Source organism: Methylotenera sp., from assembly GCF_036401095.1.
GTDB lineage: Bacteria > Pseudomonadota > Gammaproteobacteria > Burkholderiales > Methylophilaceae > Methylotenera.
On sequence record NZ_DASWWA010000001.1, the window covers coordinates 324,096 to 346,262 of the forward strand.

General features: G+C 42.5%; 22 protein-coding genes. 16 read left to right on the top strand and 6 right to left on the bottom strand.

The window, feature by feature from the left end; genetic code table 11:
* Window positions 1-97 precede the first annotated feature (97 nt).
* The 6 genes from VGD82_RS01510 to VGD82_RS01535 all read left to right on the top strand — a co-directional run bounded on the left by VGD82_RS01510 (window position 98) and on the right by VGD82_RS01535 (window position 5,688).
* Window positions 98-874, top strand: coding sequence for a hypothetical protein (locus tag VGD82_RS01510; protein ID WP_331018695.1), 777 nt, complete (start codon window positions 98-100; stop codon window positions 872-874).
* A gap of 80 nt (window positions 875-954) precedes the next feature.
* Window positions 955-1,452 carry a hypothetical protein gene (locus tag VGD82_RS01515; protein ID WP_331018696.1) on the top strand — a complete coding sequence of 166 codons (498 nt, stop codon included), beginning with the start codon at window positions 955-957 and terminating at the stop codon, window positions 1,450-1,452.
* Between the two features lie 62 nt (window positions 1,453-1,514).
* Window positions 1,515-2,045 (top strand): hypothetical protein, encoded by a 531-nt coding sequence (locus VGD82_RS01520; protein ID WP_331018697.1) that lies wholly within the window; start codon window positions 1,515-1,517, stop codon window positions 2,043-2,045.
* 187 nt (window positions 2,046-2,232) lie between these two features.
* Window positions 2,233-2,382, top strand: coding sequence for a hypothetical protein (locus tag VGD82_RS01525; RefSeq protein WP_331018698.1), 150 nt, complete (start codon window positions 2,233-2,235; stop codon window positions 2,380-2,382).
* Between the two features lie 726 nt (window positions 2,383-3,108).
* Window positions 3,109-4,209, top strand: a complete 1,101-nt coding sequence (locus VGD82_RS01530; RefSeq protein ID WP_331018699.1) for a VapE domain-containing protein — start codon at window positions 3,109-3,111, stop codon at window positions 4,207-4,209.
* A gap of 276 nt (window positions 4,210-4,485) precedes the next feature.
* Entirely contained in the window at window positions 4,486-5,688 is a 1,203-nt protein-coding gene (locus VGD82_RS01535) for a tyrosine-type recombinase/integrase (protein ID WP_331018700.1), read from the top strand.
* 817 nt (window positions 5,689-6,505) lie between these two features.
* Here the strand turns inward: VGD82_RS01535 and VGD82_RS01540 are convergent.
* The 4 genes from VGD82_RS01540 to VGD82_RS01555 all read right to left on the bottom strand — a co-directional run bounded on the left by VGD82_RS01540 (window position 6,506) and on the right by VGD82_RS01555 (window position 10,069).
* Window positions 6,506-8,080, bottom strand: a complete 1,575-nt coding sequence (locus VGD82_RS01540) for a cryptochrome/photolyase family protein (RefSeq protein WP_331018701.1) — start codon at window positions 8,078-8,080, stop codon at window positions 6,506-6,508.
* A complete protein-coding gene (locus tag VGD82_RS01545; RefSeq protein WP_331018702.1) occupies window positions 8,077-8,241 on the bottom strand; it encodes a DUF2256 domain-containing protein in 165 nt (54 codons plus the stop codon). Before VGD82_RS01545 ends, VGD82_RS01540 begins: the two co-directional genes overlap by 4 nt.
* Window positions 8,242-8,827: 586 nt before the next feature.
* Window positions 8,828-9,043: a glycine zipper 2TM domain-containing protein gene (locus VGD82_RS01550; protein WP_414684448.1), complete on the bottom strand. Its 216-nt coding sequence runs from the start codon at window positions 9,041-9,043 to the stop codon at window positions 8,828-8,830.
* Window positions 9,044-9,448: 405 nt separating this feature from the next.
* Complete coding sequence (locus tag VGD82_RS01555) at window positions 9,449-10,069, bottom strand: PEP-CTERM sorting domain-containing protein (RefSeq protein WP_331018704.1); 621 nt, start codon at window positions 10,067-10,069, stop codon at window positions 9,449-9,451.
* A gap of 402 nt (window positions 10,070-10,471) precedes the next feature.
* Here VGD82_RS01555 and VGD82_RS01560 point away from each other — a divergent pair, with 402 nt between their 5' ends.
* The 10 genes from VGD82_RS01560 (at window position 10,472) to VGD82_RS01605 (ending at window position 19,788) form a co-directional block, all read left to right on the top strand.
* Window positions 10,472-10,867: a hypothetical protein gene (locus VGD82_RS01560; RefSeq protein ID WP_331018705.1), complete on the top strand. Its 396-nt coding sequence runs from the start codon at window positions 10,472-10,474 to the stop codon at window positions 10,865-10,867.
* Between the two features lie 161 nt (window positions 10,868-11,028).
* Window positions 11,029-12,039, top strand: a complete 1,011-nt coding sequence (locus VGD82_RS01565; protein WP_331018706.1) for an NAD(P)-dependent alcohol dehydrogenase — start codon at window positions 11,029-11,031, stop codon at window positions 12,037-12,039.
* A 102-nt stretch (window positions 12,040-12,141) separates the two neighbouring features.
* Window positions 12,142-12,777 (top strand): SGNH/GDSL hydrolase family protein, encoded by a 636-nt coding sequence (locus VGD82_RS01570; protein ID WP_331018707.1) that lies wholly within the window; start codon window positions 12,142-12,144, stop codon window positions 12,775-12,777.
* Window positions 12,778-12,866: 89 nt separating this feature from the next.
* The gene (locus VGD82_RS01575) at window positions 12,867-13,289 is read left to right on the top strand and encodes a thioesterase family protein (RefSeq protein ID WP_331018708.1); all 423 of its coding nucleotides are present in this window, start codon (window positions 12,867-12,869) and stop codon (window positions 13,287-13,289) included.
* Between the two features lie 174 nt (window positions 13,290-13,463).
* Complete coding sequence (locus VGD82_RS01580) at window positions 13,464-13,970, top strand: GAF domain-containing protein (protein WP_331018709.1); 507 nt, start codon at window positions 13,464-13,466, stop codon at window positions 13,968-13,970.
* Window positions 13,971-13,982: 12 nt separating this feature from the next.
* On the top strand, window positions 13,983-14,381 hold the full coding sequence (locus VGD82_RS01585; protein ID WP_331018710.1) for a hypothetical protein: 399 nt from the start codon (window positions 13,983-13,985) through the stop codon (window positions 14,379-14,381).
* Between the two features lie 207 nt (window positions 14,382-14,588).
* Window positions 14,589-15,143, top strand: coding sequence for a formaldehyde-activating enzyme (gene fae / locus VGD82_RS01590; protein WP_331018711.1), 555 nt, complete (start codon window positions 14,589-14,591; stop codon window positions 15,141-15,143).
* Between the two features lie 429 nt (window positions 15,144-15,572).
* On the top strand, window positions 15,573-16,697 hold the full coding sequence (locus tag VGD82_RS01595) for an HD domain-containing phosphohydrolase (RefSeq protein WP_331018712.1): 1,125 nt from the start codon (window positions 15,573-15,575) through the stop codon (window positions 16,695-16,697).
* Window positions 16,698-16,967: 270 nt separating this feature from the next.
* Window positions 16,968-18,497 (top strand): sensor domain-containing diguanylate cyclase, encoded by a 1,530-nt coding sequence (locus tag VGD82_RS01600; RefSeq protein WP_331018713.1) that lies wholly within the window; start codon window positions 16,968-16,970, stop codon window positions 18,495-18,497.
* 166 nt (window positions 18,498-18,663) lie between these two features.
* The gene (locus VGD82_RS01605) at window positions 18,664-19,788 is read left to right on the top strand and encodes an NDP-sugar synthase (RefSeq protein WP_331018714.1); all 1,125 of its coding nucleotides are present in this window, start codon (window positions 18,664-18,666) and stop codon (window positions 19,786-19,788) included.
* A 201-nt stretch (window positions 19,789-19,989) separates the two neighbouring features.
* Here VGD82_RS01605 and VGD82_RS01610 read toward each other — a convergent pair whose 3' ends face one another.
* Together VGD82_RS01610 and VGD82_RS01615 are read right to left on the bottom strand one after the other, a co-directional pair.
* Window positions 19,990-20,580 (bottom strand): hypothetical protein, encoded by a 591-nt coding sequence (locus tag VGD82_RS01610; protein WP_331018715.1) that lies wholly within the window; start codon window positions 20,578-20,580, stop codon window positions 19,990-19,992.
* 20 nt (window positions 20,581-20,600) lie between these two features.
* Window positions 20,601-22,130: a tetratricopeptide repeat protein gene (locus VGD82_RS01615; protein ID WP_414684449.1), complete on the bottom strand. Its 1,530-nt coding sequence runs from the start codon at window positions 22,128-22,130 to the stop codon at window positions 20,601-20,603.
* Between the last annotated feature and the right edge of the window lie 37 nt (window positions 22,131-22,167).

Below are 22,167 nucleotides of genomic sequence, written 5' to 3' on the forward strand. Positions count from 1 at the left end.
GCTTGACTGGATACTAAGGAATACTTAGTATCAGTTGCGATTGTGCTGAAGCGGTTAATTAGTTGTAAAAATTTTAATCATCAATTTAAGGAAAAATATGCACAAAAAAACACTTAGTAATACATTCCCTCCGCAATACAAATTCCGCACATTCATCATTTCATTTATCAGTTTGATAACCGTTATGTTTTCAGGGGTAGCGTATAGCGAAACAAAGAATGCGAGCAAAAAGCCTGTTGCAGCCGCTGCGAAGGAAATGCCAGCACTCACCGAAAATTACAGAACTGAATTGCTGGTAAGTTTTTATGATTCAGTCAAATCTTCACTCAAAGATAATGAAGCAATAGGAAACCTGAGTGACGAATCAAAAGAGTTGTTATATAACTGCTTTGCCAAAAGGCTGAATGACACCTTATGGGATTCACCTAAGTTTAAGGAGTCAAGGTCATTTGAGGCGGTCAATTCTCAAGAGGTGATGAAATCTAACTACGAATATTGTCATTTACTGGCTACCGCCAAAGATACATTGGCTCAACCTACACCACAAAGCACTAAAGTTGCCAGCTTGGCATTCAATGATCTGTACGTGGACTACAACAACATGGTCGGTAAGAAAGTGCAAGTTAGTGGTCAGTTTTTACCATATGGCGATCTAGGTATGTTGTCACAAAGTGAAATATCAACAACCGTTATCTATGTCGATAACAAGCAGCTATCCCGTGAAGGTCGTAAATTACTTTTGGATCGATGCTCGTCCGGGTGCAAGGTAGTCTTCGAAGGGATTGTAGGGGATGTGCAGTTTCAAAAAGGCATTACAGCTACAGATCTCATTTCATTAGAAACAAAATATGGTACATCCACTTTAAGAAGATAAATAGTTAGTTACTAAATTTTAAGCAGCCCATTGCACCGTAAGGTCAGTGGGCTTTTTTACGTCCATACAAAGGAGAATTGATGATAGAAATTCATAATTTCAACGAAGCACTTCAGCAATGCCAATCCGGCGTTACCCCCTATCGCCTGTTACAAGACCAAGCAGCAGTCATGCTAGGTATCTGTAGCAATCCACATCCAACCGTTGCAAATGCTTTAGACATTACCAATCACGATATTAATTGGCTGCTTGTGCAAGAAGAAGCAGCCTTTAGCTACTCGGACTACTTGGGTGGCAATGTATATGTCTGTGAAACTGAAGCAGATCTTAAGCAAATTCAAGGTTGTGATTTTGAATGGGCAGAAACGCATGGTTGCTGGCCGAATGTCACCGATATGCCTATGTCATGGGATAGCTGCGATTACTTGCAAGAGTCAGCAGGTGAACCGCAATGGGTCATCTTTCTACTGTGCTGGAACAATGCAGGTGGCCCGGTCTATTACGTGCCAAAGCATCTATGGCAAATGGCTAGAGTTATCGAGCATATCGCGGCAACACATAACGCATGGAATTCGTAGTGCGGGTTTTTAGCCATCTTATATGAAGACCATCTTCAATTCTCAATCAAAGGAGCAATTCTATGAGCAGTCCAGAATTAGTAACGCGTATCGTCAAAGTTGGCACCACAACCAATGTATCCGGTAAACATAAACTCACTTACCACATAGGTTGCAATGCAAATTCAGACATCTACTTTCGAGTTAATGAAAACAGCGGCGGTGGCTACTTCAGCACTGAATGGGTTTCACTTAAAGCTATTCAACAGGCAATAGAGCAGGGCAGAAAACCTACTACATCATTCGCTTTATACACTCTCTTTAATGGTAAGTCAGTGAATACACCAGCTTTCTTACTCGCTGCATTATTAAAAGAAGGTTTAGTACACATGCATGAAGAGAATCAACGCTGTTATGCGGCCACCAATCCTGGCCCATTCATCACAGAAATCAATCAACTGATTGCATCTAACATCAACATCCAAGTAGAACCTAACCCAAAAAAGAAACACAAGCGACTGGAGTTATTTGAAGCTGGCCCAGCAATCAAAAAAGTCTCAGCAAGAGTTGCTAAACGGTTAGCTATGCAAGAAGCCAATAAGTCCAAAACTTGATTGTGTTGTATTTGTAGTCCGCAGCTCTAAAAAAATCTATCTCTGTAACATCTTGTTCTACCTCGTCTTTTTCTAGACACAAATTATCAAAAAGTTAATACCGGTTCAATACCGAGTAACACCTCTCTTTTTTGTCTGTTTTATCCCCTTTTTACTACTTAACACTTAATTTCATAGGAGCAATTTTATGTACAACGCACATTACTTTTTTGATGCACTGGATACAGTTTTATCTTGGGATTTGCCAGAAGACTTATTACCAATTGCAGTCAGCGATCAAATGAAACTACTCGCAGGTTTTGATGCTGAAGAAATTTGGGCGGGTCAGTACGATTGACTGGCTAAAAGCTAAACATCCGTTACCTATCCACTCCATCCACTAAAAAAGCAAATTACTCAGCGTATCAATAGCTGGAAATTTTAGTTTTTTTTCTGTGGGTGGAGGTGGGTGCAAGTTCTAAGAATTTTAATTTTAACTATGAAAATTAGCCCTAATTTTGGTACTCACATTGAGTAATTATTACGTCAAATTAAGGCAAATTTTCGCCTCCACCTTATCAAAATTTTGTTAATAAAACACAAATTCCCTGTTTAGGGATTATCTATATTAATCAGTATGTTATGAACCCGTTACCTTAGAGCTTATAACTCTTAACTTTCTGGGGGTAAAAAAGCAATAAAACTATGAGGAAAATAAATGAAAAATTACGAAGAAAAGACAGGTAGAACGTATGACCTGAAAAATATAAAAACTCCCAAGTCTGGTGGTAGTCCCCTCCCAATTAATCAAGCTACTGGACTGCCACCTGATCCGGCGAGTACAAAAGTAACCAAGCCACCAGAAAGAGGCAAGTCATGCTTAGATGTGGCACAGGCAATTGATCCCTACAAGTTCATCCATATACCGAGAAAGAAAGACAATCCACCTCCGACTACAGTGCCAAATGTGGACTATATGCTGAATGTATACGGCATTAAGCCGCAATACAACGTCATCAAGAAAAGGCTGTTGATCCACCTTCCTGACTTTTACGGGTCACCGGACAATTCTGACAATGTGGCTATGACACAAATCATATCCTTGGCGAATCTAAATGGTATGCAAACAGGATTGATTCCCAGCTTTGTTGAGATGTTAGCCGATAGGAACCAGATCAATCCGGTGGCCGACTGGATTAAGCAACGGTCGTGGGACGGTGAAGACAGGCTGCAAGCATTCTTCGACACGCTGACAGAGGCTGAGGGCTATCCTAAGACTCTGAAAGAGACCCTGATGCGCCGATGGCTGATCAGTGCAGTGGCAGCAGCACTCAAGCCAAGTGGATTCAGGTCACGCGGTGTGCTTACTTTGCAGGGGCCGCAATCCATAGGAAAAACAGCTTGGGTCAACGCACTTGTACCCGATGTGGTGCTAAGAGAGTCGGTTGTGAAACTCGACCACCATCTTGATGCAGGCAATAAAGACTCTTTACTGATAGCTGTTAGTCACTGGATTGTTGAGATAGGTGAACTGGATAGTAGCTTCAGAAAAGATAATGCCCGCTTGAAAGGCTTCATCACTGCTGACCAAGATATTGTGCGGCGACCTTATGCAAGAACCGAGTCTGAATACCAAAGGCGAACAGTGTTTTGCGCGACCGTGAACGATCATGACTTTCTGGTCGATACCACGGGCAATACACGTTGGTGGTCCATTGCCGTGAGTAAGATTAACTTTGCACACAATATTGATATGCAGCAGTTGTTCGCTCAGATGGCCATTGCGTTCGAACAGGGTGAGCAATGGTGGCTGACACAAGCTGAGGAGCAATGCTTAGAAGAGCACAACAAAAGTCATGCTTATGTCAGTGTCATTCGTGAGCGGATACTAAGTGCGATAGACCCAGAGTTGACTTATCAGAATGACGACTATGAGTCGACCATGACACCTACTGAGGTCCTGAAAAGACTCAATATTGATAAGCCCACAAACCAGCAATGCAAAGAGTGTGCAGCAGTACTTAGGGATTGTTACGGTGAGTCAAAAAGAATCCAGGGTCAGAATAAATGGCGCGTTCGTTTCTTACCTCAGTTAGATGTGTTCGATGAGATATTCGGTGTTCCTAAAAAGTCAACTAAGCCAAAAAGACCTAAAAACCCAACTAATAAGGATGACTTATATTGATGAGCAAGTAAATGATAAAGGGGAGGGAGGGGCTGCAAGTTTGGTAAGTTGTAGGTGGTGAGATGTAAGTTGTTAAGCCTCATTCCCAAGTTCAAATTTCTGCTTCCCCCTCCTACCCATCAGATTATTAAGTCTACATTCGGAGCCAAAAGTTAGTGATGATGGCGAAGATTGCCAATTGAAGTAAAGAAAGTAACAAGCAAATGAGTGTCCACGGCGCTACTTTGCTGTGGTCATTCCATTTCTATGGATTAACACAATGAAAGGAATTAGATCATGCCAGTCATAAAGTTTAATGAAAACACAATTACACAGTTGTCGACACCAGAAGGCAAAAAACGTATTGAGTATGTGGATGCGGATTTTCCAGGACTTTACCTAGAGATACGTACAGGCTATCCAGGGAAAGGAACTTGGTATTACAGATATGCCTCTGGGCAAAACAAGACCATGAGTCATCATCGACTCGGGCACAGCAACAAATTATCACTCACTGAAATTCGCCAGATGGCGGGAAAGGTAAAAGCAGAAATTGACTACTTAGGTGCCGATCCTGTGGCACAAGAAAAGGCACGCTTGGCAGTTATTGATTTTGATACATTCTTCAAAGAGCACTATCTGCCTTATGTGAAGCCGAGGAAACGAAGCTGGGAGTCAGATGTAACATTATACGAGTTGCGCATATCATCAAAGTTCGGTAAAAAACGCCTGAATGAAGTGACTCGTCAGCAGATACAAACATTCCACAGTGAGGTATTAGCTGAAGGTTTGGCTCCTGCAACAGCTAATCATTATATTAAGCTGATCAGACGTTTTTATAGTCTTGCTGTTGAGTGGAATATGGTGACTACTAACCCTGCAGCACGAATTCCAATGTTTCTCGAAGATAACAAAGTCGAGCGTTATATGGATGATGTAGAGTTGGCTAGGTTGTTAAAGGTATTAAAAACTGATTCTCGACGTGGTGTGTGCAACATAGCTCTAATGCTGCTAGCTACGGGGGCACGTCTAAACGAAGTGCTTTCTGCGACGTGGGATCAATTTGATTTAGATAGTCGTGTGTGGCGCATTCCTGCTAGTAATAGTAAGTCGAGAAGAATGAGGCCAGTCCCGATTAATGACAGTGCAATGGCTGTTATTAACCAGCTAGATACTAAAGGCGCCTATGCACACCTCTTCATCAACAAGAAAACTAAACTGCCTTACGCCAGCATTCATAAGATTTGGGAGGAGTTGAGGGTGGAAGCAGAACTTCCGAGGTTGAGGATTCATGATTTACGTCACCAAGCTGCATCCATGTTGATAAATTCTGGTTCAAGTCTTTATCTCGTGGGTCAGGTGTTGGGTCATGCTGATCCAATCACAACTCAACGCTATGCTCACTTATCAATCAAGTCATTACATGAAGCTTCAGCAGGTGCTTCTGCTATCATCGCTGGTGCAATGCCAACAGAAAAAGATATGGCTCGGGTTACTTAGCCAATCAAGAAGGTGAGAGGTGGGGTGGCGAAAGTTGCCTCGCCTTGCGCTGCTATGGGGGCAAGGGACAAAAGTTTTTGAGGGTGAATGGTTTGGTGTATCCCCAACTTAAATCGTTTGTCATTATCTCGCACTATCATTGATTCAATTTTTAATAACAATTGGAACACCTCGGATTAAGACTTTTTGGATAAATTTTTCAAAAAATCATGTTCAGAATTTTTTCGGTGAAATTGTAAGTAAGTGATTGATTTAAATGAAGTCACTACTTGCAGTCTGGAAATTTCCAATTTATTGATTCGGTATTCATTTCGGTAGCTTGCTTTTGAGAGTTTTATGAAAGCAAAAATTTATTACAAATCTTCAACTTTACACAACGGGTGCTCATTAGCTGCCTTCTACTCATAATCCGTTGGTGCTGTGTTCGACTCACAGGGGGGCCACCAATTAAAGACGACTTAGAGAGAAATCTCTAGGTCGTTTTTGTTTTAGCTGCGGTGTAAAAGGGTGTAAGAAACTTTTTGTGAATAGCTAGATTGCACAGTCAACAGCACCCAGTTTTGCATTTAGGTTTCTGCTTCCATGTTATTAAAAACTCTTTTTAGTCACTGATTCTACATTCAAATCTTTTTGTAACTCTTTATTCACCATATTATCGCTTGAGATCAATCAATAAGCTTTTTTTGATCATCATTGCAGCAACCTTGCTGCTGTGATCAATGTGGCTACCACTACTGGTATTGTCATCAATGCGACCAACTTTGCTAACGTTACGCACCTTCAATTTTTAAAAAGCAAAAGCTAGCGATTTATTGGCTTAAACAGTATTGATATTTTTTAGCAAATATTGCGCTTGCGCTTTTAGTGACGCAGTATCTTGCTCACTAAATCGATCGACATTTTTAGCCATTAATGCAGTACGCGGGTTGCGGCTAAAAGAGTCGTAATGTTTAATTAAAAAATTCCAATAGAGTGTAGTGGTAGGACAGGCATCCGCGCCTAATTTAACTTCTGGTTTGTATTTGCAGTGGTTGCAATAGTTGCTCATACGTTTAATGTAGGCACCGCTCGCCACATAGGGTTTGCTTGTAAAGCGGCCACCATTGGCGTATAGGGCCATGCCTGTAACGTTGGGTAGCTCTACCCACTCGACCGCGTCTACATACACAGCTAAATACCAAGCTTCTACTTCACGCGGATTAAGCTCTGCCAAGATGCCAAACATGCCAGTGACCATTAGGCGTTGAATATGGTGTCCATAGCCAAGCTTCATGGTGTCATTAATGGTTTGTCGCATACAGTTCATGTGCGTTTCGCCTGTCCAATACCAGTTTGGTAATGCGCGTGTATGTTGGTAATAATTAGCCTCGCCCATGTGTGGCATATCTAGCCAATACACGCCGCGTATAAATTCTCGCCAGCCTAAAATTTGCCGAATAAAACCTTCTACACTGGCGAGCGGTAATTGATGTTTTTGGTAGGCAGTTATTGCAGCCGCAATCACTTCACGCGGGTTAAGCAGTTTTAAATTGAGCGACGTAGATAGCAGAGAGTGCCATAAATAGGGGCTTTGGCTATTGTCGGCTGATTGCCACATGGCGTCTTGATGGTCACCAAACTTTGCAAGTTGATTATTAACAAAGGTATTTAAAAATTGCAGTGACTGATTACGTGTGACAGGCCAGATAAAATTCTCTAAACTACCAGGATGATGAGGAAAATGTTGCTCAACTACATGAATAACCGTTTGTGTCAGCTCATCAATATTAACTTTAGGTGTTACAGGTAAATTTTTAGGGCCCGCCTTGGCAAAGGCTTTGCGGTTTTCAGCATCGTAGTTCCATGCACCACCTACAGGTTTGTGCCCATCCATTAACACATCATATTTTTGGCGCATTTTTCGATAAAAGAACTCCATACGTAGTTCTTTGCTTTGCCCGTTTTTACCATCAGTAGCCCAATGCTTAAAATCAGCTTTGCTACACATAAAATGGCTGTCATCTCGAATAATGAGCTGCGTATTCATTTCTTCACAAAGTGTAATTAGGTCTTGCTGAATGCGATATTCACCCGGTTCACAAATGATCACTTTTTTTGGTTTTAGCATGGCAATTTGTTCTGCCCAAGCCTCTTTCAGCGTTGCAAATTGGTGCTCACCTAGCTTTAAATAAGCGCCTTGTAAGCCACATGGGTATTGGCTTGCAATGGAATCATAATAATGACGCATAGCAGATAAAAATAAGACAATTCTGGCTTTATGGCTCCAGACTTGTGTTGCTTCATGGCTTGCTTCAACCATTAATAGCGCATCTTGAGAAGCATCAAAGCCTTCTAGCGCGGGGTTATCAAAATTTAATTGATCACCCAAGATCAAAATAAGGTTGCGAGTCATTGGTGAGCTTTAGATAATTTTCGACATTTGTCAGAACAATACTTAATGGAATCCCAGTTTTTGGCCCAAGACTTACGCCATGCCATGGTCAAACCACAACATGTGCATAGTTTAGTTGGTAAGTGGCTTTTATTACCTTTAAAAATAGATTGATTATTCACTTGGTCATGAGTGTTTTAATGGAGATTAGTGATGAAATTGCATTTGATATGTAAGGGCTGAGAAATAAGCAAATTTATACTAGTTAACTTCTTTGCCATCAAATTAGGAGGTTTGGTATTTAATGCTACCGTCTTTGTTATATACGGTTTATTGACTAAGAATGATAAAAGTTAAGCTAGATAATATTAAGTTAAGTGTTTTCATAGCCATCTTGATAAGTTAAATACTTAACGTAGGATGCAAAAATGGTTTATTTGTTCCGATGATTACTTTCTAATTAATTTGAATGAGAGTTTTAGGGTGGCGTATTGATAGCTTCTGCGATTACAGTTGGTAATGCAGTAGTTACTACAAGTCTATATAACATGTTACGATTCTTTACTCATAAGCCGTAGGGCTATGTTCGACACAGAGACCTTCTGTTGGAGGCCCAAGGTTAGCGCCTTGGGCCTTGTCTTTTGATTTTATTGCAAAGCTTGCCGTTGGCGAGTTGCAGCAAGTCGCGTCCTTAATCAGTTAACTTGCTTTTAAATGTCTAGATTTGGAAAGCGAGTTAAACGTTTAAGGCGCTTAATAACTATTGCGCTATTTCTTTTTCGTATTGATCTGGTTGCCTATTACGCCGCCAACTGCTGCGCCGCCGACTGTGCCCAAAGCGCTACCGCCTGTAAGCACTGCGCCGCTAACTGCGCCTATGCCGGCACCTATTGCGGTATTTTTATCACGTGTAGACATGTTGCTGCAGGCACTCATGCCCAGAAGTGCAATGGACAGTAATGAGTACATAACGGTTTTGCTCATGCTTTTCATTTTGATACCCCACTTTCTGTTGATTTTACTTAACTGCAGGAGTGTTGAGTTATGGTTCAACTTAAGTTGGAGGTTGATATATAAGTTTAGTTTCCACAGGGGCGGTAGTGTGTGCAGTAGCTGTTCTAGTCTAAATTGTGATTTCAACACCTATTCGGATTTTTTTCGATAAAAGGCAGTAGTAACTGATTGTTTTTAATTATTCTTACGTGTTAATTAAATTCAAGTTTGTACAAAGAGGTTAGGCCTAGGTTCTGATTGTAGATTGCATCAATATCTGCACCTAAATTTACTTATAACTATTTAGCTTTGTAATGTGTTCGCCATTGAGGCCACCAAAAATAAACGACTTAGATAAATCTCTGTCAATTTCACATTTTAATATTTTCCGTTATTTCAGCTACTTGTTATTAGTGGGTTGGTTGCAGTTTTTTGCATCGATTTTAGACGCCAGCCAATCATGCCTAAGCCTACAAGTAACAATGCACAACTCTCCGGTTCAGGTATGGCAATCAGTGTGCCTACTGCCACAGCGCATTGGGGGCAGTCGTCCTGCGAAAAGATGCTCGGATCCATCGGGTTGTCCAGCCTTAAGTAGCCTCTTTCCCTGTACGAAAGTCCAACGTATGTTCCTGGTGAACTTAAATCGAATGGCGAGATAACGTCGTCAATATTGCTCGCGCTAATTGAAAAGTAGCCCTCTCGATCCAGCACATTGTTCGTATAAAATGTTTTGCTGAATTCCACAATAGGCTGGATGCCGGGGTAATAAGTGACTGTGGCGTCATCGTATAACATGCATTGAATGCAACCATAGCCGTTGGTAAATACTTCAGCCGTGATGTTGTTAATTTGATTGTTGGCTGTATTGAAATCAAATCCACCCTTTACGTAGCCATCGGTATACGCGCCAGAGGAGCTATCCAACTCCCAATGAATAACAGCAGCATTTACCGTAGGTGAGAGTGACAGCGCAAACAATGCGCAACAGATAAGTCTGAAATATTGAATACACATGGCAACTCCCAGTCAATGGTTAGCAAGTCAGGGTTAATACGCCACACTCATTTTATCTAGCATAGTCCTGAGTTACGAAAATTTTACTCATATAAGTTAGCCTGTCGGTACGCTAGCGTGCATTTGTGTAGATGAGGGAGTCAGTCTCTGACGAAATCTCTTTTGTTAGAGCGCTGATGGCTAAGCAGTACAGGGTCTTTTTAAGTATCTAAGACTTCCGGGTTCATGTGGGTAAATCAGGATGAAGTGGAAAATCGTATGGTCAATTGTTAGAGCAAGTTTGGATATTTAAGAAGAAAAATAAGATGCTGACTGATACAACTAAATGGCAGGATATTAAGAGTGTGAGTTAATATATTTGAGGTGGTAGTTTATATTTTAGCCCTTACTAGAGAGGTTGTTATGGCAATTGGCTGGCTGACGTTGTTGAAAGCAGTTCCTTGGGCAGAAGTGGCCAAAAAAGCGCCTGAAGTGGCTGAAAGTGCAAAAAAGTTATGGAATACGATTGCAAAAAACCCTTCAAATCCAGACATTAAAGTTGAAACTGAAAACCATTTATTCAGCTCTCAAGATCAGGAAGTTAAATGGTTAAAAGAGAGGCTAGCAGCAAATGAAGCTGCCTATGCGGATCTGCACAATCAAATACTTGCGTCGGCTGAGCTGATCAGGGTGCTTGCAGATCAAAATACTCAGCTTATCAATGCGGTTGAGTTAAATCGTAAGCGGCTAGTTAGGTTGGCTGTGCTCACGATAATTGTTGGTATTGTTGTAGTCTATTTCCTTATTACTAGATTCTGATAATAATGAGTAATTGAAAAAACTGATCAAATATGTATTAGCCATTAAACGTGAAAATTAGTGAGCGATTCTCAAAGTTTCCGGTCAGTTCAACGCCGAGTGGCTGTTGAACGTGCATCTTTCGGTTAATATTTTCAAGTAAATGATTGGAAAGGATTCGTATGCAAAACAAGGCAATTATTGTTCAGACTGGTGGCGGTTACGATAAAGTGACGGTTGGTACGCGCGATGCTAAAGACCCCAAAGCGGGTGAAATTACTGTGCGTTTGCATGCTAACTCACTCAACTACCACGACTTTGCTGTAGTGAGTGGCATGTGGGGCCCAGTCGAACCTAGAATCCCTATGGCAGATGGCGCAGGTGTGGTGACTGCAGTCGGCGACGGTGTGACAGAGTTTGCGGTGGGTGACCATGTGGTAAGTACCTTTTTCCCCACTTGGTTAGCAGGAGCGCCGCTGGTAGAAGGGTTTGCGACAGTGCCAGGTGATGGCGTTGATGGCTATGCACGTGAAATGGTTACTGCTGCCACCAATGCTTTTACTAAAACGCCTAAAGGCTGGAGCCATGTGGAGGCTTCCACGCTTACAACGGCTGGGCTTACCGCATGGCGTGCATTAATGTCAGACGATTCTTTAAAGCCAGGTGATACTGTACTGGTGCAGGGTACAGGGGGGGTGTCAATTTTCGCCTTGCAATTTGCAAAGATGGCAGGCGCTACCGTGATTGCAACATCATCCAGTGATGAAAAGTTAGAAAAACTTAAGCTGCTTGGCGCAGACCATTTAATCAATTATCGAAAGACCGCTAATTGGGGTGAGCTGGCACGTGAAATTAGTGGTGGACGAGGCGTCGATCATATTGTTGAGGTAGGTGGTCCGGCAACACTAGATCAGTCTATGGCGGCGGCACGTGTTGGTGCGCACATTTCAGTGATTGGTATCCTGACGGGGTTAGGGGGTGAAGTTTCTATAGTGACAGCGCTCATTAAGCAGCTACGTTTACAGGGGCTTATCGTTGGCAATCGCACACAACAACAAGACATGATTAAAGCGATTGATGCAAACAAAATGCACCCGGTTGTTGATCGGGTATTTCCTCTGGAGAGCATAGTCGAGGCTTTTCAATATCAGGAGACTAATAAGCATTTTGGTAAAATCTGTTTGGAAGTGTAAATCGTCATTTAATTAAGCAAATCTATTTAAGAAGAACTTGGTAGTGCGCTGTTTGCAACTTTAACTAATTGATTGTTAATTATATTATGTAGAATTTATTGCATGAAACAGATCCTCGTATATTCTGATTCGCTATCGTGGGGCATTATTCCCATGACTAGGGAGCGTTTTGACTTTAATCAGCGCTGGCCTGGTGTTATGGAAAACCAGCTACTAAGTTTAGGCAAAAATGTGCGCGTCATTGAAGATTGCCTTAATGGCAGGCGCACTGTTTATGAGGATGCAGTCAAACCTGGTCGTAATGGTTTGGTTGGTTTGGCACAGCGAATAGAGCTTAACTCACCTTTAGCACTGATGATTGTAATGCTGGGGACAAACGATTTCCAATTCAATCATGATCATAACGCATCTGATGCTGCCTTTGGCATGCGAGCGTTGATTAAGGCGATTCGCACTGCTCCTATAGAACCGGGTATGCCAGTTCCAGAAATACTGGTGGTAGCTGCGCCCCCGATTAGGGAAGCTAAGGGAGATATTGCCGCTAAGTTTAAAGGTGCCGAAATAAAATGCATAGGGTTAGCTGATGCATACCGGCAATTGTGCGCAGAAATGCAATGCCGTTTTTTTGATGCAGGATTATTAACTGCATCCAGTAATGTTGACGGCGTGCATCTTGATTTAGAGCAGCATGAGTTACTTGGTAAAGCATTGTCCAGTTATGTTGTTGGTTTTGTTTAAGCATTAGCTGCTTGTTGTTGCAACATTAAGCTGTAAAGAATTATTTTTACAGACTGTCATCAACTAGGTCATTAATTGGGATTGCTCCAATGCAAGAAACCTTAAAGCCTGGCATCAAATATGAGCATAAGTTTTTGGTTCCTTTATCCAAAACAGTACCAGCTCTTTATCCAGAATCCACAGAGTTTGCTGTTATGCCCGAGGTGTTTGCAACTGGCTTTCTCGTAGGTTTGCTGGAGTGGGCATGCATTAAAGCCATTAACCCTCATATAGATTGGCCAAGCGAGCAGACGGTAGGTACGCATATTGATGTTAGCCACCAAGCTGCAACCCCTCCCGGCTGTGAAATAACCGTGAAAGTTGAATTGCTTGCTATCGATGGTAGAAAGTTGCTGTTTAATGTGGAGGCGCATGATGGAGTGGATTTAATTTCCAAAGGGCGTCATGAACGCTTCATTATCAACAAACAAAAATTTGATATAAAAGTAAGTGCAAAAGCCAAGCAGATTTAGTTAGCCCTAACTTATTGATAGGCTCGGAAAGCAATTTAAGTGCGTGATGTAGGATTCGCCCCATATGGTAGCTAGGAGGTAACGGTAATCTTTTGTATAGTTACTTAAATGGTTATAGAATCATTAAGTAGCAGTGGAATATAAACCCAATAATGCCTATGGTAGACTAATTTTATGATTGCAGCGCCCATACCTCATGATGAAGACAAACGATTGCAAGCGTTGAGGGCGCTACTTATCCTAGATACCCCGCCAGAAGAACGGTTTAACCGAATAACAGCATTCGCAGCCTTTGAGTTTGATGTGCCTATCGTGTTACTTTCATTGATAGATGATGAAAGGCAGTGGTGTAAATCTACGTTTGGCACTGATTTTTGTAGTTCATCTAGAGATATTTCTTTTTGTGGGCACGCCATTTTGCAAGATCAGATTATGGTGATTGAGGATGCAACCCAAGATGTGCGCTTTCATGACAACCCATTTGTGACTGGAGAGCCGCATATTCGTTTCTATGCTGGGGCGCAGTTGGTGCTGCCCACAGGCGAAGCTGTAGGTTCTTTCTGTCTGATAGACAGAAAACCCAGAACGCTGGATGAAAACGATCTGAGCATTTTGTCTACGTTAAGGCAGATGGTGGTTACTGAGCTAGTAGCAAATAGCGATAAGTCCGTAGATCATTAATTGGTAAAGCCTATGTCACTACATGCCTACAAAAACTCTAAACTACCGTTAGTGTTGTTGTACGACTCTGAATATATGATCAGAAGTGTCTTTGCCTTGCTGGCGAATCAAACTGCAAAGGCAAGCGTGATGGAAACCGCACATTTGCCTACAGCAAATAACTTGTGTCAGACCAATGCGTTTGAATTAGTTATTATCGGAATGGGGCAAGAGCATGAAGAAAAGCATTTTATTGAGTTGATAAGAGGCGGCATGACACTGACAGATAAAAGTGTGCCGATTGTTGTGATGACAAGCGCAATTACTGAAGGACTGCTGTACGAGCTTAAGTCTCTCAATGTGACGGATATCCTATTAAAGCCCACCCGTGTTAAAGCCATTCACGATGTATTCCTGCGCAATATCAATTAATAAATTTGTGCCAAGCTTGCTAACTTAACCAGAACTCTCTTACTGAACACAAGTCTTAACTATTGAGGAGATAGCTTGAGGTAAGTGATTGAATTTGGTCGATAGCTACCTAAATGCTCCTTACCGTAATACCGATTGTAGCTAACGATAATAAACGATAAATCTTTCAATGTGCTTACCAATAGCAGATTAAGTGAGAGGTTTATCATGAACACAATGAAAATCAACAAGGTGTTTGTCGGCGAAGCCTTGTATGGTGAGGGCAATGAGGTTGCCCATGTCGACTTAATCATCGGTCCACGCGGTAGCCCGGCTGAAACAGCATTTTGTAATACACTTACTAACCAAAAACGTGGTGTGAACGGTTTATTGGCAGTGCTTGCGCCTAATATGATGGCTAAACCGGCCACTGTGATGTTTAATAAGGTTGATATCAAAAATGCTAAGCAAGCGGTTCAGATGTTTGGTCCAGCCCAGTGTGGGGTTGCGCAGGCCGTAGCTGATAGTGTGAAAGAGGGTTTGATTCCTATTGGTGAAGCAAATGACTTGTTCATTTGTGTTGGTGTATTTATTCATTGGGATGCAGCCGATGATAATAAAATCCAAGACTGGAATTACGAGGCAACTAAGCTTGCATTGAAACGAGCAATCAACGAGTTACCTTTGCCTGAAGAGGTGGTAATGCAAGATGGTGTAGTGCACCATCCATTAGCAGCGCATGATTATCAAAAAACCGCTTTTGATCTCAGACGGCGTGCTTAGGTTGGCTAGTTGTTCTGTATGCGGTGATGTGGGTTGACTGTAGCTATCGCGAGTGAGTTTCTCACTTGCGCGATGTGGATTGATAGCAGTCTTAATTGCTGAAGGCCATGGTTGATGTGTTTTATTAGACGCAATATCATGACTGATGATATGCGCCGTGTTTTGGCTACCGAGAGGTGGCTATTTTTTTGTAAATGAAACCTATGGTTAATGATTCAAATCATCTGGATACTAAGTTATGCTCACGTTGTGTTCATTATTTCATTACATATAAGCCAAACTTTCCTTATGGCTGCCGGGCGTTAAATTTTCAAAGCAAGCGCACGCCATGTAGTGAAGTATTTGAGGCATCTGGTACAAATTGCTTAATGTTTACGAAAAAGCCTGTTCCCAAATAGTTGTTCTGTTGGTTAATAATACTAAGAAAATATGATAAATCCCCAATTACTTGATGTAACAAAGCATGGCGACACGTTAAATGAGCGTTTAAGCCATTTGCATGATCGGATGCTTGAGTCTGTGCCGGCCGTGGACCGGATTGGATGTGCGATTTATGATGCAAAAGAAGATAGACTAAAAACCTTCGTAAATAGCACTAGGCAAGGCATGCCGATTTCAGGCTATGAAATTAAGCTTGGTGACAGTATTTCCTTGTCAGATATTGCGTTAAGTGGAAGCCCTCGGGTGATTGACTCAATTCAAGAGTCAATTCAACCAAGCAATCAGCATTCTGCTTGGCTGCTAGAGCAGGGCTATCAGTCATCATTTACGATTCCAATGTATGACCAAGGGATGCTTTTAGGCTTCTTGTTCTTTGATTCGGTAGAGCATGCGGCATTTACCCCTCAAACTCAGCGTGATCTGCTGCTTTTTTCAAGTTTGATTAATATGACACTATCAACTGAGATGACCGCATTACGTACGGTGATTGCTTCGGTTGAAATGGCTAAAGAGCTGACAAACCTTAGAGACTTTGAGACTGGGGCACATATTGAAAGAATGGCACGTTACTCTAGAGTGATTGCAAAAGGCGTGGCGAGTAAGCTGGGTTTGGCAGATGAGTTTGTTGAGCATGTGTACTTGTTTGCCCCCTTGCATGATATTGGCAAGATTGGTATTCCAGACAAAATATTATTAAAAGAAGGCAGATTAGACCCTGACGAGAAAAAAATCATGCAAACGCATGTTGAAAAAGGTATTGAGATTATTGAGAAGATACTCGGGGATTTTAATTTACAGCAATTCGCCGAATCCAAGGTGATGCGTAATATTGTGGCATTTCACCATGAGCTGATGGATGGGTCTGGGTATCCTAAAGGAATTAAAGGGGATGCTATTCCTATTGAGGGGCGCATAGTTACGACTGCCGATGTGTTAGATGCGCTGGTAAGCACTAGGCCATATAAAGTAGGCTGGTCACTAGATGATGCATTTACTGAGCTCAAGCACATGGTGGAAGTTGGTAAACTGGATGCAAATTGTGTTGATGTGCTATTAGAACAACGCGCTGAAATACAGGCGATTGTTAATAATTATCAGGATATACACTACTAAAGAGCATTAGTTCGGGCGGGTGCATTTGTCCTTAGACTTGTTGCATTCATTTGCACAAATGAGGTTGTGCATGCTTTAGGGTGATTGCTAAACTGTATTGCCGCGCGGATACTTGTTTGCAGGAGTTGTTGGGAGGATGTAGTATTCGGTGTGCAACTTTTGTTTTTTAAAGCTGTGTGTCCGCTGTATTGATTGTTTGTCACCAAGTGGCTGCGATAGGTGAGTGACAAATGAGTTAGTATTGCCTTAATCTTGATTGGCTGGCGGGATATGATGAACGCTAAGTTAAATGATATTAAACCAATTTCAACCCTAGCTATCTTTATAGCGTTAGTGGTTTGGGTGTCACTTTGCTCAGTGGCACTGTGGGCCGTGGTTAACCTCAATCTCCGCGATGCTGAAAGAAGCTTCACCGAGCATGGTGAGGACTACGTAGATAAACTCAACAGAAGTATGGTGAGTAGCGAAACAGTTCTGAAGGGATTTTCTGCGCTGTTTGCTGCCATTGGCAATACTAGCCCTGAAAAGGTGTCTGTGTATGTGCGTAGTGTCATTGATACCAACGATCAAATTTTTGCATTAGAAATTATACAAAAAGTAGCAAAGAAGCAGCTGCAAGATTTTATTGTCAGCCGGCGGCTCAGTGGCACTCCTGATTTTACGCTGAAGGCTTTTGCTTTTGGTGGGCATCGGGGGTGGGAGCATCCTCAAGACAAGCCATATTATTATCCTGTCATTTATATGGAGTCGCTGTCATCTAGCTCAAATGAAATTATTGGCTTGGATGTATCAAGTGTCCCGTTCCTTGAAAGTGCAGTGACTCAGGCAATTACACTGCAGCGCCCCGTTGCGAGCCATCCATTCCGGTTGATACAAGGCAACCTTGCTTATGTAGTGTTCTGCCCCATAAAGTCAGAACAAAACATGATTGTTGATATGATTATCGATGCAGATAAGTTGCTGCGGCCCGGCGATAATCTGATGCGAGATGGTTTTAGCGCAACGGTTTATCATAAAGACTTTACTGTGCACGACCCTAAAGGTCAGCTCTTTTCTGTGGCCGGGCGCACCCGCAGTGCAATTGAGGTGGCGATATTCCCGGTTTTTAAACATCAAAAGTCTTTGGCCACCATGGGTGAGCCATTTTTAATTTTAATGACTAGGCAAGCGGGCTGGACTGACTTGAGTTTGGGCTTGATTGGATTAATGGCTGTATTATCATTTGCCTCTTCGGCGATTTTGTATCGATATTTGCGCGCTATTCAGCGCGGAAGACTCAGGCATATTAATCACCAGAATATGTTGTGGAAGCTTGCCAATCAGGATGGGCTCACGGGAATCCCTAACCGGATGCTGATGTTGGATCGGCTGGAGCAAGCCTTGGCTGTGAGTGAACGTAGTGGCCAGTATGGCGCCGTTATTTTTCTGGATATTGATAACTTTAAAGGCCTTAACGATACGAAGGGGCACGATGCTGGAGATTTGCTTTTGATTGAAGTGGCTAAAAGAATCAAGAGTTGTGTTCGGGATGTAGATACTGCCGCTCGTCTAGGTGGGGATGAGTTTGTTGTTATTTTAAGTGAGTTAGGCACTGAGTCTACTGAAGCCAATGCAGCTGCAGTGCAGGTTGCTGATAAGATTCGTGCCGTAGTAGAGCAGCCTTTTAAGTTGCAGTTATTTGAGCATCAAGTGACTGTTAGTCTGGGTATTACGCTGTTCAAAGGTAATGAGCAAACAATCAATCAATTGCTTAAGGCGGCGGATACTGCCATGTATAAACAAAAGGCAACGCACCATTAGTTGTGCTGTAATCTACTCCAGTGAGGTTACGTTGTTCCGATATCCACTCCCTTGTTTGCATCGTACGTATTAATAGGCTGATTCTGCTAAAGCAAGTCGTGTCAGCTTGTTATTTATTAGGCATAATAGAGTCTATTAAATAATTAAATCTGAAGTTAAGAAAAACATGAAAGCAATGATACTTGGGGCTGGTAAAGGTACTAGAGTACAGCCTATCACCCATGAAATTCCTAAGCCAATGATCCCATTGGTGCGCAAGCCAGTGATGGAGTATCTGATTGAACTGCTGAAAAAGCATGGCGTTGATCAGATTATGGTCAATACCAGCCATTTGGCACCAATTATTGAGAACTATTTTAGAGATGGTGAGCAGTTTGGTGTGAGCATGGCTTATTCATACGAGGGTTATGTAGAGTCTGGTATCGCGATTAGCTCACCGGTTGGTTCGGCTGGTGGGATGAAAAAGATCCAGGATTTTTCAGGGTTCTTTGACGAAACGTTTATTGTGCTGTGTGGCGATGCCTGGATTGATTTAGATATCAGTAAAGCACTAGAGATTCATCGCCAGAAAAAGGCGATTGCCAGCATTATTATTCGAGAAGTGCCAAACGATGAGGTATTTAAATACGGCATCGTTGCGCTGGATGAAGATGATCGTATTTTGCAGTTCCAAGAAAAGCCAGATCCAAAAGACGCAATTTCAAATCTAGCTAATACCGGTATTTATATCTTTGAACCGGAAATCTTTGACTATATTCCTTCAGGTGTTGCCTATGATATTGGAGGCGAATTGTTCCCTAAACTTGCACAAGCGCACCTGCCTTTTATCGGCATTAACTTGCCGTTCCAATGGCTAGATATTGGCAATGTGCAGGATGTGTGGACAGTGACCAGCCAGATATTAAACGGTGAAGTTGCCGGGTTCAAAATGCCGGGTCGCGAGGTGAAGCCGGGCGTGCATGTAGGCATTAATCTAAATGTTGATTTTGACCAGGTCAATATTACGCCGCCGGTTTATATAGGTGGTAGTACCAAGATTGAGGCTGGCGCCACGATTGTAGGCCCTGCAGTATTAGGGGCAAGTTGTGTGGTTGAGAGCGGCGCAGTAATTAAGAACTGTATCGTGGAAGACTACACACGTCTCACTAGCCAAGCCAATTTGGAAGGCAAAATTATCTTCGGCAGTAAGTGTATCGACCCTATTATGGATACACAGGTAGATATTGCCGAAGCGCGTTTGGAATTTATGATTGAAGATGCACGCAAGCTTATAGAGCCTGATGCAGATTAGCTCTGCGGGTAAGTAAGTGCAAACTTTTTCCAACTAGGTGTAGGGCAAGTGGGTGCTGCTAGTTGTTAGTAGCCTAAGATATCTTGGCCGCCTTAGCGCACAAGATAATGGCTCAATAATGTTGCGGATTGAACTAGCGGTGCAACTGTGAGTAAAACAACAGCGACTCTTGCAAGGTAGCATAAAGCCTTGTGAGTTGTGTTAGCGGAGCAGCGCCATGTGACGATTGCGCCCCCCCCAGAAAATCACCAACACTGCCGAGTAGGATAATGGTGTAAGGATTAGGTCAGCCACCTTGGTTGGCTCAATAATGTGAATGCCTTTGAGGAATGCAAGCACTTCATAAACAGCGAACGATGCAGCCATCGGAAGCGCGACATACAGGCCCCAAAACGCTTGCCAAAGTTTCAGCTTGCCAGTAAGTGCCAAATCCAGCATTGTTTCTTTCGGGTGAGAATCTTCAGTCGCCTTAGTAGTAATCAACTGGCGATACAAAAACATAGTGGCAATACCGAAGATGGTGGACCATGTGGCAACGAACCAAAGTCCCCACGACACCAATAACCATCCAGCATCTTTTTCAGCCGTAATCGAGTCTGCCAATAGCACAGAAATCTTTTTAAGTGTTGTCAGATCTTGAATGCGGTTGATCTCGCTTGTGATGTTAGTTAACGACGTCGGTAATGTCGCCGTATAAACAATTTTGACAATCAGCAACGAAAGCACTGCCGAAATGAAGGCCCAAGCAGCCAATGCTACTAGTATTTGGGATGCGCGTTTTGTAGATAGCATGATCAGAAAGGGCTAACTGTTTAATAGTTAGATCGTCTGAAAATTTCACCTTGTGGCTTTAAATCAAAGGCAATACAAATCCGCTCTTCATTTGAGTTAAATGGAATAGTGCGATGAAACAGCGAGGATGGGAACAGCACAATGTCGCCAACATTAGGTGAGGCGACGCCTACAGGGAAGTCATCGTGCTTTTGTGGGTAGTTGTCACCATGTAACCCATATTCAAAGCAGCCCTCTAGAGGGTCTTTGCGATCTTTAGGTAACACCAGATACACCGCGCCACTAATCCAGCCCACTTCGTGGATATGGCGATCTACGTAGCCCGCACGGCGTAATCGTACATACCATGAGCTGGTGAATTCCAGTTCCTTCGGAAATGATTTAATCAGTTCACAGTCGGCGCCGGCAAAGCGATTTTTGTAGTTAATAAACTCTTGTTTAACTAATTCCCCCAGCTTTCTGAAGGATGCCTCCGGGCGTTTAAATAAATTGCCGGCAGATTGTTTGCCGTTGATAATCATGCCCTGTGCGCGTACTTCAATCGCGGTGTTGTCTATGTCGTTAAGCAGGTCTTTAAGAAACTGGCTATTAGGTTCAGCAAGTTCTGCAATGCTGTTTTGGTAAACAAAATCAAAGCCGTTTTTACAGAAGTTATAGTGGTCTTCTACCCCAAAATTGCGAGCATAGTGTGAAGATAATGTAGCCAGAAACGGTGCGTCATGCTTTTTGTGGGTACGCACAATTTCATCTAGCTTTGTTTTAAACACATCAAAGTGCTCTGCTTTATAGGTGCAATACAGCGCACGCTCTTGCCAATCATCTAGGCGCGAGCGTTCAAAGTGCTCAACCGCCTCGTCAAAGCGATTAGCCAAGTATAAAAACTCACCCATATTGTAATTGGCGCCGGCATGGTCGGGATTGAGTTTTAATGTATCAAGATAGCTCTTAACAGCATCTTCCATATTGCCTTGGTCACGCAAACATTCACCTAGGTAGTTGTGGGCATCCGCATAATTTGGAAACATACGAATCGCATGTTTAAAATGCTGGATAGCGTCATCCAGTTTGCCTTGGTCCCGTAGTGCCGTGCCCATGTTGAAATGGCCGCGTGCATCTTCATGAATATTTAATGCAATCTGGTAGTTCTTAATCGCATCCTCTAATAAGCCTTGCTTTTGCAATAGCGCGCCTAAATTGCCATAGGCCTCAAAGAAGTTGGGCTGCAATGCAATCGCCTGCTGATAATGCCTGCTGGCGGCTTCTATGTCTCCAGTGTTGGTAAGGGCGATTCCTAGGTTGAAATGCAAGTCTGGTGTGTTGGGCTGAATCGATAATGCCTTTTTGTAGCTTTCAATCGCCGCTTGAGGCTTGGATAAACTATCTTGGGCAATGCCTAGAATTTGATACAGGATAAATGTATTTGGATAACGGTTAGTCAGTTTCTTTGCTGCAAGTTCAGCTTCAGCCATTTTTCCTGAGTTGAATAAATGCAGGACAGGTTGCATTTCCGCATGGCTAGGTTGAGGGGAGAGGGGTGCTTGCTTTGCCATCATTTATCCTAAACTATATCAAATTCTATATTGCATT